12 protein-coding genes are annotated in these 14,172 nt (G+C 67.5%); 8 read left to right on the forward strand and 4 right to left on the reverse strand.

Features of this window, described 5'->3' with window-relative positions; all coding sequences use genetic code 11:
* Both WG923_RS25865 and WG923_RS25870 read right to left on the reverse strand, forming a co-directional pair.
* A partial coding sequence (locus WG923_RS25865) for an enoyl-CoA hydratase-related protein (RefSeq protein WP_340353902.1) occupies positions 1 to 921 on the reverse strand: 921 nt, incomplete at its 3' end.
* Positions 922 to 1,016: 95 nt separating this feature from the next.
* Positions 1,017 to 2,000, reverse strand: coding sequence for a helix-turn-helix transcriptional regulator (locus tag WG923_RS25870; RefSeq protein ID WP_340353903.1), 984 nt, complete (start codon positions 1,998 to 2,000; stop codon positions 1,017 to 1,019).
* A 128-nt stretch (positions 2,001 to 2,128) separates the two neighbouring features.
* Between WG923_RS25870 and WG923_RS25875 the strand changes: the two genes are divergently transcribed.
* The 8 genes from WG923_RS25875 to WG923_RS25910 all read left to right on the forward strand — a co-directional run bounded on the left by WG923_RS25875 (position 2,129) and on the right by WG923_RS25910 (position 10,387).
* Entirely contained in the window at positions 2,129 to 2,593 is a 465-nt protein-coding gene (locus WG923_RS25875) for a 4-hydroxylaminobenzoate lyase (protein ID WP_340353904.1), read from the forward strand.
* Between the two features lie 13 nt (positions 2,594 to 2,606).
* A complete protein-coding gene (locus WG923_RS25880) occupies positions 2,607 to 4,154 on the forward strand; it encodes a 3,4-dehydroadipyl-CoA semialdehyde dehydrogenase (RefSeq protein ID WP_340353905.1) in 1,548 nt (515 codons plus the stop codon).
* Positions 4,155 to 4,163: 9 nt separating this feature from the next.
* Positions 4,164 to 5,753, forward strand: a complete 1,590-nt coding sequence (locus tag WG923_RS25885; protein ID WP_340353906.1) for a benzoate-CoA ligase family protein — start codon at positions 4,164 to 4,166, stop codon at positions 5,751 to 5,753.
* 31 nt (positions 5,754 to 5,784) lie between these two features.
* A complete protein-coding gene (locus tag WG923_RS25890; RefSeq protein ID WP_340353907.1) occupies positions 5,785 to 6,948 on the forward strand; it encodes an ABC transporter substrate-binding protein in 1,164 nt (387 codons plus the stop codon).
* Positions 6,949 to 7,009: 61 nt separating this feature from the next.
* Positions 7,010 to 7,891 carry a branched-chain amino acid ABC transporter permease gene (locus WG923_RS25895; RefSeq protein WP_340353908.1) on the forward strand — a complete coding sequence of 294 codons (882 nt, stop codon included), beginning with the start codon at positions 7,010 to 7,012 and terminating at the stop codon, positions 7,889 to 7,891.
* An 11-nt stretch (positions 7,892 to 7,902) separates the two neighbouring features.
* Positions 7,903 to 8,919, forward strand: a complete 1,017-nt coding sequence (locus WG923_RS25900; RefSeq protein WP_340353909.1) for a branched-chain amino acid ABC transporter permease — start codon at positions 7,903 to 7,905, stop codon at positions 8,917 to 8,919.
* Complete coding sequence (locus WG923_RS25905; protein WP_340353910.1) at positions 8,916 to 9,671, forward strand: ABC transporter ATP-binding protein; 756 nt, start codon at positions 8,916 to 8,918, stop codon at positions 9,669 to 9,671. Before WG923_RS25900 ends, WG923_RS25905 begins: the two co-directional genes overlap by 4 nt.
* Complete coding sequence (locus WG923_RS25910; protein ID WP_340353911.1) at positions 9,668 to 10,387, forward strand: ABC transporter ATP-binding protein; 720 nt, start codon at positions 9,668 to 9,670, stop codon at positions 10,385 to 10,387. Before WG923_RS25905 ends, WG923_RS25910 begins: the two co-directional genes overlap by 4 nt.
* A 785-nt stretch (positions 10,388 to 11,172) precedes the next feature.
* Here WG923_RS25910 and WG923_RS25915 read toward each other — a convergent pair.
* On the reverse strand, positions 11,173 to 12,153 hold the full coding sequence (locus WG923_RS25915; protein WP_340353912.1) for a Bug family tripartite tricarboxylate transporter substrate binding protein: 981 nt from the start codon (positions 12,151 to 12,153) through the stop codon (positions 11,173 to 11,175).
* A 790-nt stretch (positions 12,154 to 12,943) separates the two neighbouring features.
* Positions 12,944 to 14,017 (reverse strand): porin, encoded by a 1,074-nt coding sequence (locus tag WG923_RS25920; protein WP_340353913.1) that lies wholly within the window; start codon positions 14,015 to 14,017, stop codon positions 12,944 to 12,946.
* Positions 14,018 to 14,172: the final 155 nt, after the last annotated feature.

Consider the following 14,172-nt stretch of genomic DNA (forward strand, 5'->3'; position numbering starts at 1 on the left):
TTGCAGCGGGTACCAGCCGGCGCCCTTCGCCTCGATCGCGGCGATGTCGCCTTCGACCGGCGTGGCGGGCGCCTTGACGGTGAAGGTCGCGACGCGGCGGGCGCGGTCGATCTCCACCGTCACGTGCGAATAGCGCAGCGCGTCGGCTTCGATGGTGCGCTGCAGGGGCGTGAGCGTCACGCCCTTCGCACCGGCCGGGCGGTCGCTCGCGGCGGCGAGTTCCAGCGCGCGCTCCTGCACACGGGCGGCGAACTGCTGCGGCTTGACGGCTTCGTCCACCAGCCGCCAGTCCACGGCCTTCTGGCCGCGCACGCCTTCGGCGGTGGTGCAGAAGATGTCGGCCAGGTCGTGGCGCACGTGGCGCTTGTCGGTCACGCGCGTGAGGCCGCCGGTGCCGGGCAGCACGCCCAGCAGCGGCACTTCCGGCAGGCTCACCGCGCTGTTGCGGTCGTCGACCAGGATGATTTCGTCGCAGGCCAGCGCCAGCTCGTAGCCGCCGCCGGCGCAGGCGCCGTTGACGGCGGCCAGGAATTTCAGGCCGCTGTACTTCGAGGAGTCTTCCAGGCCGTTGCGCGTCTCGTTGGTGAACTTGCAGAAGTTCACCTTCCAGGCATGGCTGGACACGCCCAGCATGAAGATGTTGGCGCCGGAGCAGAACACCTTGTCCTTCGCGCTGGTCACGATGACGGTGCGGACTTCCGGGTGCTCGAAGCGGATGCGGTTGATCGCGTCGTTCAGCTCGATGTCGACGCCCAGATCGTAGCTATTGAGCTTGAGCTTGTAGCCGGGGCGCAGGCCGCCGTTCTCGTCGAAGTCCGCGACCAGCCGGGCGATAGGTCCGTCGAAGCTGAGTTTCCAGTGGCGGTACTGCGACGGGTGCGTCTGGTAATCGACGGGCGCTTGGGGGGCGGACTGGGTCAAGGAGCTCTCCGGTTGATGCACTAAGATGCTTCTGATGTGTGTCAATAAAGAGCATCATAGTGCAGATCATCGCAAGGGCACAAGCAGTTTGATGCCTAGGGTTTTCCCTCGAACTGAAGCGCCTTGCGCACCATGGCACGCAGCGCCACGAAGGTCTCGTCCAGCGGCCGGGCGCTGGTGTCCAGGTGCATTGCGGCCTTGGCGTAAAACGGCGCGCGTTGCGCCAGGATGCCCTTCAGGTCGCCCATCGCCTCCTTGTTGCCCGCCATCGGCCGCAGGTCTCCTTGCGCGGCCACCCGGTTCATGTGGTCCTGGGGATGCGCCTGCAGCCACACGGTGGTGCAGTGGGACAGCAGCAGGTTGAAGGTGGCCGGCTCCGCCACCAGGCCGCCCGGCACGGCGATCACCGCCTCGGGATAGATCTGGATCGTTTCCTCCAGGGCGCGGCGCTCGTAGCGGCGATAGGCGTTCTGGCCGTACAGCGACTGGATCTCGCTGATCGAGCAGCCGGCGAACTTCTCGATTTCGCGGCTCAACTCCAGGAAGGGGAAGCCCAGGTCCTCGGCGAGCATCCCGCCCAGGGTGCTCTTGCCGGCGCCACGCAGGCCGATCAGGGCGACGCGCGGCGGGCGCGCCTGCGCGTCGACAGCGCCCGAGCCCACCAGGGGCGCGATCACCTCGCGCACCTGGCGCAGCTTGGCCTCGTCCTGGTTCTCCAGCAGCTCGCGGATCAGGAGCCATTCCGGCGAGCGGATCTCGTCTGCCAGCAGTTCGGCCAGGGTGCATTTGAGGGCCTGCGCGACCTGCAGCAGGATCAGCACGGAGGCGTTGCCGACGCCCAGTTCGAGGTTGGCCAGGTGGCGCTCGGACACGTGCGCGGCCGCCGCCAGCTCCCTGCGCGTCATGCCCCGACCATTGCGAAGGGACCGGACCCTCTCGCCCAGCCGCACGAGAAAGGGGTGCTTGGCGACCCCGTCGTTGGCGAGCGGCGCCAGCGCGGCCGCCGGCCCGGCTGCTTCACCCTCCTGGTCCACCGGGCTCAGGGTTAACCCCGACGCATGCAATATTGTGCTTGACATGAAATTCGTCGCCCTCTTAGAGTTCGCACGCACGATAGTGCATCCGACGCCGCGATGCAAGCTTGCCGCAGGTCAAGGACGCGCCTCCACCACCAGGAATTTTTCCCATGCAACCCCCGCAGATTCCAATGACCCCAGAGAGCTTCCATAGCGAGCTTGCGCTGCTCACGGCCGAACTCGCCGGCCGCCCGCTCGACGCCAGCCTGCAGCAATGGCTGAACACGCGGCACGGCACCGCGTCGCGCGCCTACCAGGCGCTGGCTCACGCCTGCCGCACCGGCGTCGCCGCCGGCTGGCTGTGCCAGCGGGAGGCGGGCGGCATCCGCTACGGCCGGATCTTCAAGCCCTCGGCGGACCTGCACGGGTTCTCCGTGGACGTCGTCGACATGGAAGACATCGCCGGCCCGCACCACGTGCACCCCGAAGGCGAGATCGACCTCGTCGTGCCGGTCGACGGCGACGCGCGCTTCGACGGCCATCCCGCCGGCTGGGTGGTGTGTCCACCCGGCAGCGGCCATCGCCCGACCGTCACCGGCGGCCGCGCGCTGGTGCTGTACCTCCTGCCGCAAGGCGCCATCCGCTTCACCTCCTGACCCCGCCCCTCCCATGAGCGAACTCCTCCTGAACCATCTGGCCGGCCGCGCGCAGGCCGGCACCGGCAGTGGCACCGCCCTGCTGGATCCCGTGCTCGGCACCGAACTGGCCCGCGTCGACGCGACCGGCCTCGACCTGGCCGCGGGCTTTGCCTTCGCGCGCGAGAAGGCCGGCCCAGCCCTGCGCGCCTTGACGTACGCACAGCGCGGCGCGCTGCTCGCGGCCATCGTCCAGGTGCTGCAGGCCAACCGCGATCGCTACTACGAGATCTCCACTGCCAACAGCGGAACGGTGAAGAACGACACGGCGGTCGACGTCGACGGCGGCATCTACACCCTGGCGACCTACGCGAAGCTGGGAGAAAGCCTGGGCGAGCGGCGCCACCTCCTCGATGGCGAAGCGGTGCGCCTGGGCAAGGACGGTGCCTTCCAGTCGCAGCACCTGCTGGTGCCCACGCGCGGCGTCGCGCTGTTCATCAACGCGTTCAACTTCCCGAGCTGGGGCCTGTGGGAAAAGGCGGGTCCCGCCCTGCTCTCCGGCGTTCCGGTGATCGTGAAGCCGGCGACGGCGACGGCGTGGCTCACGCAACGCATGGTGCAGGACGTGGTCGAAGCCGGCATCCTGCCCGCGGGCGCGCTCTCCGTCGTCTGCGGCTCCTCCGCGGGCCTGCTGGACCAGCTGCAGCCCTTCGACGTGGTCTCCTTCACCGGCTCGGCCGACACCGCCGCCATCATCCGCTCGCATCCGGCGATCGCGCGCGGCTCGGTGCGCGTGAACATCGAGGCCGACAGCATCAACAGCGCGCTGCTCCTGCCCGGCGAGACGCCCGGCAGCGAAGCCTTCGAGCTGCTCGCCAAGGAGGCTGCGCGCGAGATGACGCAGAAGGCGGGCCAGAAGTGCACCGCGATCCGTCGCATCTTCGTGCCCGAGGCGCTGTACGGCGCGGCAGCCGAAGCGATTGCCGCGCGCCTGGCCAAGACCACCGTGGGCAATCCGCGCAACGAGGGCGTGCGCATGGGCTCGCTGGTGAGTCGGGCGCAGCTCTTCGCCGTGCGCGAAGGCCTGGCCACTCTGAAGCAGCACGCCCAGGTTCTGCACGAAGGCGCTGCGCACGCGCTGGTGGACGCGGATGCGGCCGTGGCCTGCTGCCTCGGCCCGACGCTGCTCGGTGCGCGCGACCCCGACCACACCCCCGCGGTGCACGACACCGAGGTCTTCGGCCCGGTCGCGACGCTGATGCCGTACCGCGACGCGGCGCATGCCCTCGCCCTGGTGCGGCGCGGGCAAGGCTCGCTCGTGTGCTCGATCTACGGAAGCGACGCCGCCGCGCTCGGCGCCGCGGCCCTGGAGCTCGCCGACAGCCACGGCCGCGTGCACGTCGTCTCGCCCGAGGTCGCCGCAACCCACACCGGCCACGGCAACGTGATGCCGCAGTCGCTGCACGGCGGCCCGGGGCGCGCCGGCGGCGGCGAGGAACTGGGCGGCGCGCGGGCCCTGAACTTCTACCACCGGCGCGCGGCCGTGCAGGCCGCCACCGCCGTCCTGTCCACCCTTGCCTGAGAGCCTGCCATGCCCCCGACCACCGTCCCGCCCCCGCCGGAAGTCTTCAACTTCGCGCAGCACCTGCTGGCGGCCAACGCCGCGCGCCCCGAAAAGCCCGCCTTCATCGACGATCTGGGCACGCTGACCTACGGCGCGCTCGACGAGCGCGTGCGGCGGCTCGCCGCGGGCCTGCGCGGCCTGGGCATCCGCCGCGAGGAGCGCGTGCTGCTGCTGATGCAGGACTGCATCGACTGGCCGGTCGCATTCCTGGGCGCGATCTACGCCGGCATCGTGCCGGTGGCGGTGAACACGCTGCTGACCGCCGACGACTACGCCTACATGCTGGAGCACTCGCGCGCGCAGGCGGTGCTGGTGTCGGGCGCGCTGCTGCCGGCGCTGAACGCCGCGATGGTGCGCAGCGACCACGAGGTGGCGAAGGTGATCGTGTCGCGGCCCGTCGCGCCGCTGCATCCGGCGGAGGTGGACTTCGAAGCCTTCCTGGCCCAGGCCACCGCCCTGGCGCGCCCCGCGCGCACCGGTCGTGACGACCCGGCGTTCTGGCTCTATTCGTCCGGTTCCACCGGCCGCCCGAAAGGCACCGTGCATTCGCACTCCAATCCTTACTGGACTTGCGAGCTGTATGGCAAGGGCATCCTGAAGTTGCGCAGCGACGATGTCTGCTTCTCCGCCGCCAAGCTGTTCTTTGCCTACGGCCTCGGAAACGCGCTGAGCTTTCCGCTCTCGGTGGGTGCGACGACGCTGCTGATGGCCGAGCGCGCCACCCCTGACGCCACCTTCCACCGCCTCGCCGGCGGCGTGGGCGGCGTGAAGCCCACGGTCTACTACGGGGCGCCCACCGGCTTCGCCGGCATGCTGGCATCGCCGAAGCTGCCGGCGCGTGAGCAGTTCGCCCTGCGCCTCGTGTCCTCGGCCGGCGAAGCGCTGCCGGCGGAACTCGGCGAGCGCTTCAAGGCGCACTTCGGGGTCGACATCGTCGACGGCATCGGTTCCACCGAGATGCTGCACGTCTACATCTCCAACCGGCCGGACCGCGTGCGCTACGGCACCACGGGCTGGCCCGTCGCCGGCTACGAGATCGAACTGCGCGGCGACGACGGCAAGCCGGTGCCGGACGGCGAACCCGGCGACCTGTACATCCAGGGGCCCAGCGCCGCGATGATGTACTGGGGCAACCGCGAGAAGACCCGCGAAACCTTCCACGGCGGCTGGACCAAGAGCGGCGACAAGTACGTGCGCAACGAGGACGGCAGCTACACCTACGGCGGCCGCAGCGACGACATGCTCAAGGTCAGCGGCATCTACGTCAGTCCCTTCGAGGTCGAAGCCACCCTGGTGCAGCACCCCGCGGTGCTGGAGGCCGCCGTCATCGGCAAGGAGGACGACGAGGGCCTCATCAAGACCAAGGCCTTCGTGGTGCTGAAGCCGGGTGCCAGCACCAGCGAGTCCGAGCTCAAGGCCTTCGTGAAGGAACGCCTCGCCCCCTACAAGTACCCGCGCTTCATCGAGTTCGTGCCCGACCTGCCCAAGACGGCCACGGGCAAGATCCAGCGCTTCCGGCTGCGCGAGCGCGAGCGCGCCGCGGCGGCCTCGGCCTGAGGCCGCTTCATCACCACCAGAGGAGACTTTCTTGAATTCCACCCGCATCACCCTCGCCTGCGCACTGGCGCTCGGGGCTTCGTTCGCGCACGCGCAGGCCACCGGCAAGCTGAAGATCGGCCTGATGCTGCCGGCCACCGGCACCTACGCCTCGCTCGGCACCGCGATCGAGAACGGCTTCCGGCTCTACGTGGCCGAACAGGGCGGCAAGCTCGCAGGCCGTGACGTCGAGTTCTTCAAGGTCGACGACGAGAGTGACCCGTCGAAGGCGGTCGACAACGCGAACAAGCTGGTCAAGCGCGACAACGTCGACGTGCTGGTGGGCACCGTGCACAGCGGCGTGGCCATGGCGATGGCCAAGGTGGCGAAGGAGAACAAGACCCTGCTGATCGTCCCCAATGCGGGCGCCGATGCGGTGACCGGCCCCATGTGCGGTCCGACCATCTTCCGCTCCAGCTTCAGCAACTGGCAGCCCGGGTACGCCATGGGCGAAGTCATGGCGAAGAAGGGTCTCAAGAAGGTCGTGACCATCACGTGGAAGTACGCGGCCGGCGACGAGAGCGTGGGCGGCTTCAAGGAAGCTTTCGAGAAGGGCGGCGGCAAGGTCGTCAAGGAGCTGGCCCTGCCCTTCCCGAACGTCGAATTCCAGGCGCTGCTCACGGAAATCGCGGCGGCCAGGCCCGACGCGGTGTACACCTTCTTCGCCGGCGGCGGCGCCGTCAAGTTCGTCAGGGACTACGCGGCCGCGGGCCTGAAGGACAAGATCCCCCTGTACGGCGCGGGCTTCGTCACCGACGGCACTCTGGAAGCGCAGGGCGACGCCGCCAGCGGCATGTTCACGACGCTGCACTACGCCGACAGCCTCGGCACCCCGCGCGACAACGCCTTCCGCCTCTCCTACGCCAAAGCCTACAAGCTGCAGCCGGATGTCTACGCCGTCCAGGGCTACGACGCGGCGCAGATCCTGGCGGTGGGCCTGAACGCGGTGAAGGGCGACGTGTCGAAGAAGGCGGAGTTCGCCGCAGCCGTGCGCAAGGCGCGCATCGACAGTCCGCGCGGCCCCTTCACCCTCTCCGCCAGCCACAACCCGGTGCAGGACATCTACCTGCGCCAGGTCGGCGGCAAGGACAACAAGTACGTGAGCGTGGCCTCCAAGGCGCTCGCGGATCCCGGCCGCGGCTGCCGGATGCAGTAACACCCTTCATCGTTGGCCCTTCGTCCCGCATGGCCTGCCGTGCGGGCGCCCTCCTTCGCCCATGGACCTCTCCACTTTCCTCATCCAGTGCCTGAACTCGGTGCAGTACGGGCTGCTGCTGTTCCTGGTCGCCAGCGGATTGACCCTGATCTTCGGGATCATGGGGGTCATCAACCTGGCCCACGGCAGCTTCTACATGGTGGGCGCCTACATGGCGTTCGCGCTGTCGCCGATCGTGGCGGCCACCTTCGGCGGCGGCTTCTTCGCCACCCTGGCAGTGGGCGTCGTGCTGGCGATCGTGCTGGGCTACGTCCTCGAATGGGCGTTCTACAGCTACCTGTACGAGCGCGAGCACCTGCAGCAGGTGCTCATGACGTACGGGCTGATCCTCGTGTTCGAGGAGGTCCGCAGCCTGCTGGTGGGCGATGACGTGCATGGCGTCAAGCCGCCGGAGGTGCTCGCCGGCCTGCTGCCCCTCGGGGAACTCATGACCTATCCGGTCTATCGCCTGTTCGTCTCCGGCGTGTGCATCGCGCTGGCGCTCGGCATGTACCTCGTGTTCACGCGCACGCGCCTGGGCATGATGATCCGTGCCGGCAGCAGCAACCGCGAGATGGTGCAAAGCCTCGGCATCGACATCCAGTTCCTGTACCGCATCGTGTTCGCGGCCGGCGTGGCGATCGCGGCGCTGGCCGGCATGGTGGCCGCCCCCGTGAGCAGCGTGTATCCCGGCATGGGCGGGCAGGTCCTGATCATCTGCTTCGTGGTCGTGGTGATCGGCGGCATCGGTTCCATCCGCGGTGCCCTGTTCGCCGCGCTCCTGATCGGATTCGTCGATACCTTCGGCAAGGTCCTCCTGCCTGCGGCCGCCGGCGTGCTGGTGTACGTGCTGATGGCGCTGATCCTGATCTGGAAGCCGCAGGGCCTGTTCAAGGCCGGCTAGGAACAACCGAAATGAACTTCTCCCTTTCCTCCAAGGCCGTGTTCGTGCTTGCCGCCTTCGCGTGCCTCGCCGCCTACCCGCTGGTGGCAGGCACCTTCGGCATCGAGCTCGTGAGCAAGATCATGATCTACGCGATCTTCGCCCTCAGCCTGGAACTGCTGGTCGGCGGCACCGGGCTGGTGTGCTTCGGGCAGGCCGCGTTCTTCGGGGTCGGCGCCTATGCAGCCGTGTTGCTGTCGCCCGCGAACGGGCCGGGCCAGTTGCTCTGGATCCTCCCGGCTGCGGCGCTCCTCGCCGCCCTCTATGCGCTCGCCGTCGGGGCCCTGAGCCTGCGCACGCAGGGCGCGTACTTCATCATGGTCACGCTGGCGTTCGCGCAGATGGCGTACTACGTGGTGCACGACACGCCCCTGGGCGGGGGCACCGACGGCATCTACCTGAATTTCAAGCCGGCGATCGGCACCCTGCTCGAAATCGACCAGCCCGTCGCCTTCTACCAGTTCACGCTCGCATTGCTGGTGGCGGTGTTCGGCTTCCTGGCCCTGCTCTCGCGCTCCCGCTTCGGCCGTGCGCTGGCCGGCATCCGCGTGAACGAGCAGCGCATGCGCGCCACGGGGTATTCGACCTATCCGTACAAGCTCGCGGCCTTCACGATCTCGGGAGCGATCGCCGGGATCGCCGGATTCCTGTTCGCCGTGAAGGACGGTCTGGTGAATCCGGAGCTCATGAGCTGGCACATGTCGGGCGCGGTGCTTGTGATGATCATCCTGGGCGGCATCGGCCACCTGCGCGGCGCGCTGCTCGGGGCGTTCGCGTACACGCTGCTGCAGGAGCTGTTCCGCAGCGAGGCGATCTTCGGTGCCTTCGCCAAGCACTGGCTGCTCGGAATGGGCCTCGCGATCATCGCCTGCGTTGCCCTGCTGCCTCGCGGGCTGGTGGGCCTGCCCGCGCAGTGGCGGGCCCGGCTGGCGGGGCGCCCGTCGCGCATGCAGCTGCGCGCTCCGCTGGTGCAGGAGGTCCGCGCATGAACTCGCCTGTCCTCCTGCGTGGCCGCGACATCACCCGTCGCTGGGGCGGACTGGTCGCCGTGAACAAGGTCTCCCTGGAGCTGGAATGCGGCCAGGTGCATGCCGTCATCGGCACCAACGGCGCCGGCAAATCGACCCTGATCAACATCCTCTCCGGCGAAGTTCCTGCCTCGGATGGCGCAGTGGAACTCCTCGGCGAGGACGTGACGCGCTGGACGCAACCGCGGCGCGCGCGCGCCGGGCTGGGGCGCAGCTACCAGCGCAACACCATCTATCCGAGCTTCACCGTCCTGGAGAACTGCCGCCTGGCAGCGCAGGCGCGCGCGCCCCGCCCGTGGCGGGTGTGGGAGAGCGCCGGCAGCTGCCGGCTCAGTGTTCCGGCGGCCAGCGAAGTCGCTGCCCGCGTCGGCCTGGCGGACGCCATGGATCGCCCGGCCGGTCTGTTGAGCCACGGCCAGAAGCGCCAGCTCGAAATCGCGATGTGCCTGGCAAGCGCGCCGAAGGTGCTGCTGCTCGACGAGCCGCTGGCGGGAATGGGCGCGGAGGAGACTGAACGGATGCTGGGGCTGCTGGCCGACCTTCGCCAGGACCACGCCATCCTGCTGGTGGAACACGACATGGATGCCGTATTCCGCATCGCCGATCGCATCACGGTGATGGTCAATGGCTCGGTGATTGCCTCCGACACGCCGGATGCGATCCGCTCCAACCCGCACGTGCAGGCCGCTTACCTCGGGGGACATGGAGCATGAAGGACCGGGACCTGATCCTGCAGGCACGCGACCTGCACGCCTGGTACGGCAGCAGCCACGTGCTGCATGGCGTCAGCCTGGAAATCGCGCGCGGGGAGACCGTGGGCCTGCTGGGGCGCAACGGCATGGGCAAGAGCACCTTGATCCGTGCCCTGCTCGGACATGTCGCCCAGCGGGACGGACTCATCCTGATCGGCGGCCACGACGTGAGCCGCGGAAAACCGCACGAGTTGGCACGACGCGGCGTCGCCTACGTCCCCGAAGGTCGGGGCGTCTTCCCCAATCTGTCGGTCAAGGAAAACCTGCTGATGGCCGCGAGGCCGGCTGCTGCGGGCGATCGGCGCGCATGGACCTTCGCTCGCGTGATGGAAACCTTCCCGCGCCTGGGCGAGCGCCTCGGCAACCTCGGGTCGCAGCTTTCCGGCGGCGAGCAGCAGATGCTTTCGATCGGCCGCGCGCTGATGACGCAACCCGAGCTGGTCATCCTGGACGAAGCCACGGAAGGATTGGCACCCATGATCGTGGCCGAGATCTGGCGCGTGATCGCCGCGATGCGCGCCGACGACATCGCCACGCTCATCGTCGATCGCGACTACCGCAAGGTACTGGAGCACAGCGACCGCGGGATCGTTCTGCAGAAAGGCCAGGTCGTGCTCGCCGGGGAGGCGTCGAGCCTGGCGAGCGACCCGCAACTCGGACGGTTCCTGGGCCTATGATCGCGACGTGACTCAGGTTTGCGAATGCGGCTTGTGCCCGGTACTTGGAGCCAAGTAGCAGTTTGAGGTGGCGGATCTTCTTGGTGCGCTTGTACATCACCGATACCCTATCAACCGGCGCACCTTCACCGCCCGAATATTGTGACGCCTGAGAGGCCGGGGAGAAGAGCTCGCGGCCATACCCGATGTCCATAGCCGCGGAGCCTTCCCGGCGCCGCTTTGCTCCTGGAACCTTGCCCAGCCGTCGTGAACTGCGCCTCTTAGCTTGCGCAGCACCCTAACGCCAAGGTCGACACCATCGCGAGCGCAGTTCAAGCGAATCCTCCCGGCTACCCCGTTTGGCAGACGTCGTGCCCTCCCGCAGAACGCAGGGCGCTACTTCATCCCCGCTATTAGGAATGCGAAAGCGGCGCGCCTGAAACGGTGACTGCCAGTTCTTCGCCCAAATCCATCGCGAGGAAGACGCTCGAAAGCTCCTACAGTGAAGCAATCAGCCGTCTGAGAGGCTTGAGCAAAGCACCACAACTCACGTGGCCCAGATCTTACAAAGGCAAGAGCGCCTCGCAGGGCTGCTCTTGGCCGAATGCTCTTCGATTTCAGGAATCTCGCGTCGAACACGATGGAGGCATCGGATCGTCGAGCGCTTGCAGGAAAATGCCAGTGGAAAGCTGCTCGGCAGCAGACCGAGGACCATGGTGCAGTCGCACGCACGCGACGAGGGCCAGCGCGATGGCTCGCCGCGTTCATGCGCTCGGCCGCCGCGCGCCCACCCGCGAGCGTGCCGCTCAGTTCAACTTGACGTTGATGCCACTGTCAATGACGGTGGCTTTCGAACGGGCAACATCCTCCCTGACGATCCTCGCGAGGTCGGCCGGCGTGCTCGGTGCAGGAACCTGGAAGTCTTTGACATACACCGGGCTGTACTCCTTGTCGTGCACCATCTTCCGCAGGATTTCGTTCACCGTCGCATTTAGCTTCGCGATGACCGGCGCGGGGGTTCCGCGAGGCGCAAAGAGGCCGGTCCAGGCGCCTGACTCGAACTCTGAAATCCCTTCTTCGGCAAGTGTGGGCACGTCAGGCAAGACCGAGGCGCGTTCCTTCGCGGTAATAGCCAGCGGCCGCATCTTTCCGGCTTGGATGTAGGGTAGCGCGAGTTGCCCCACCAATAGCACCACCTGCACTTGCCCGCTTAACAGAAAAGATACCGCCTGACCGGCACCACCGAACGGGATATGCGTCAGCTTGATGCTCGCGGCCTTGAAGATTTGCTCCGTCGCGAGGTGGCTGGAGCCGCCCGGAGAAGTGCTTCCGTAGTTCAGCTGACCGGGGCGTGCTTTGGCGTACGCCACGAAGTCCTTGAAGGTCTTGATTGGCAAGGCCGGGTCGACAACAAGAACCCAGTGCGTGTTCATGATCTGGCCGATGGGGCTGAAATCAGCCACCGGGTCGTAGGGCAGCGAAGCTTGGGTCGCTGCCAGGACGGCAAAGCTGTCGATCGTCATCAACAATGTGTACCCGTCGGGCTTTGCCTTAGCGACGAAATCCGTCCCAATCGCGGTCCCGGCGCCCGGGCGATTCTCCACGATGACCGGCTGTCCGAGCTTTTCAGCCATGCGCTGACCGAGTTGGCGCGCAAGTGCGTCGGTACCGCCCCCCGCCACGAACGGCACTACGATCTTGATCGGATGATCGGGATATTGGGCACGCGCGGACGTGCCAGCTGTGAAAACACCTAGCACTAGGCAAAGCAGCAGTGTCTTGAGCATCGCGAGTCGTGATGGATGGAAGCTGAAGGAAGCGACCGGTACGGCCACCCGCGCCGGTCCTTGATAGATTAAAAATCATACACAACTGTTCACCAGATTGGGACCAGTGGTTTTCTCTACATATAGCGCCACGCTCCTCCGCATCCGCGGCGCGCGCATGCGGATTTCCCACGGCCGGCGCCACTCGTGGGACATGCGCGGGAACGCCTGTTCGGCTGGTCCGGCCTGAAGGGCGGTGGTGCTGCGGTCAATGCCGCCGGCGACGGCCGTCCCGACGTCCTGCGCTGGTGCGCGCACCTGGATGGCGCAGCAGCGGCCTTGCCGCGCGGACGCGGCCCCCGCGGCGCGGCACTAGGCAGCGGAGCATCGCACACGCGCCCGCCCGCCGCGAATTGCGCGGCGGAGTGCCCCAACACAGGAGGCCGCGCAGGGGCACGGACCCCCAATGCGCAGGCGGCAGGCCTCGACCTGGCGTCGCTCGGCCTCGCTGCGATCAGCGACACGTACACTCCCCCGGTCACGTCGCTGGCTAACACTGCGCCTCCGCGGTGAATAGCGCGGCGGCCCGGTGGCCTGCGAATCCACAGTGACCGACGCGCGCCCTGTGAGCGGCGTGCTCGTGACCAGCGGTGAGCCTGCGCGCTTGCGCATCAAGCCGCCCCGGGGGCAGCTCACGGTGCTGACGAACCCAGGCTGCGTAAAGCGGATCACCCGGTGCACGGCGAAGCATGTGGCTTGCACGGAAAAGGCCGCAGCGCGGCCCGTGAGGTTCCCTGCACAGTCTTTGTCCTTAGAAGGAACGGCGGATGCCGAGGTCGAAGCCCGTGGAACTCTCGCCCAAGCCGCCGGCCACGGCACCGTTGATGGTCATCTTGGAGCTGCCACGGTTCTTCAGGTGCGCCACTGTGGTGTACAGCGCGGTCTGCTTGGACAGGTTGTACACGTAGCCGAGGGAAAACTTACGCGCCGCTGGTGAACCTGCGGCGCTCGTCGCATAACGTGAGAAGGCGGCCCTAAGCTCGCCCGCGCCGATGGCGTAAATCGCGCCTGCGACGAAGCCGTTGCCGCTCACCGTCGCATTCCGATCCCTCACCAGCACGCCGAGCAGGCGAGCCGGCCCGATCTGCCACTTCAATGCGAGATTGTTCTGTCGCACGTCCCCGGCCGCGTACCTCGTCCTGCTGGCTGCGAGCGCGACGTCGAGCGGCCCGGCGGCGTACCCGACGCGGACGCCGGCTCCGTCCCCGTCGCGCTCGGTGTTGGCCCCGTCCCGCGGATTTTCCCCGAGGTACGCCTGCGCCTGCCCGTAGATGCCGCCCAGGTTCGCCGGAAGAAAGTATCCGACGGAATTGGACGCCCGCACCTGTGTGACGCCGTTGATGGCGGCGACGTAGGGCTGCGCGGCACCGGCACCCAGCGCGCCGAACGGATCGAACAGAAGCAGGTTCCAGATCTGCGGCGTGTAGTCTCGACCAAGCCTCAACTCGCCCCAGTTCCCGCTCAAGCTCACCGTGGAGCGGCGATTGAAGGTCAAACCGGCCGCGCCGGCCAGGGGCGCCGGCGCCGCCCCGCTGGCCTGGTTATTGGTGTTCGTCGCCAGCCCAGCGCCGTTGTCGTTCGCCATGCCGGCCTCGAGCCAAAAGCCCGCACTCAGCCCGCCGCCGAGATCCTCCTGTCCACGCAGGCCGAGACGAGACGCGTTGTAGCCGGAGCTGGCCAGCTGCCACCGATGCGAACTGCCGGCGCCACTGGCGGTGCCGTAGGTGAGCGTCGCGTCGACGATGCCAAACAAAGTGACGCTGGATTGCGCCCGCGCTGCCCAGCAGGCGCACACCGCGGCGGCAAAGATCAAGACTTTTTTCAACGATTGTTCCCCATGGTGGGCGGTTTGATGTTGTTGGAACCGCCCTGGTTAACCTCCCTTGCAGTGCGGCGTAATACATTAAATATCATGCCGTACTGTTAACCTCATTTTGTTTTCCGTCAGTGGCGGCCGTCAAGCGAATGCGGGAAAGTCCC

The sequence above is a fragment of the Ramlibacter sp. AN1133 genome (assembly GCF_037890035.1).
GTDB lineage: Bacteria > Pseudomonadota > Gammaproteobacteria > Burkholderiales > Burkholderiaceae_C > Ramlibacter.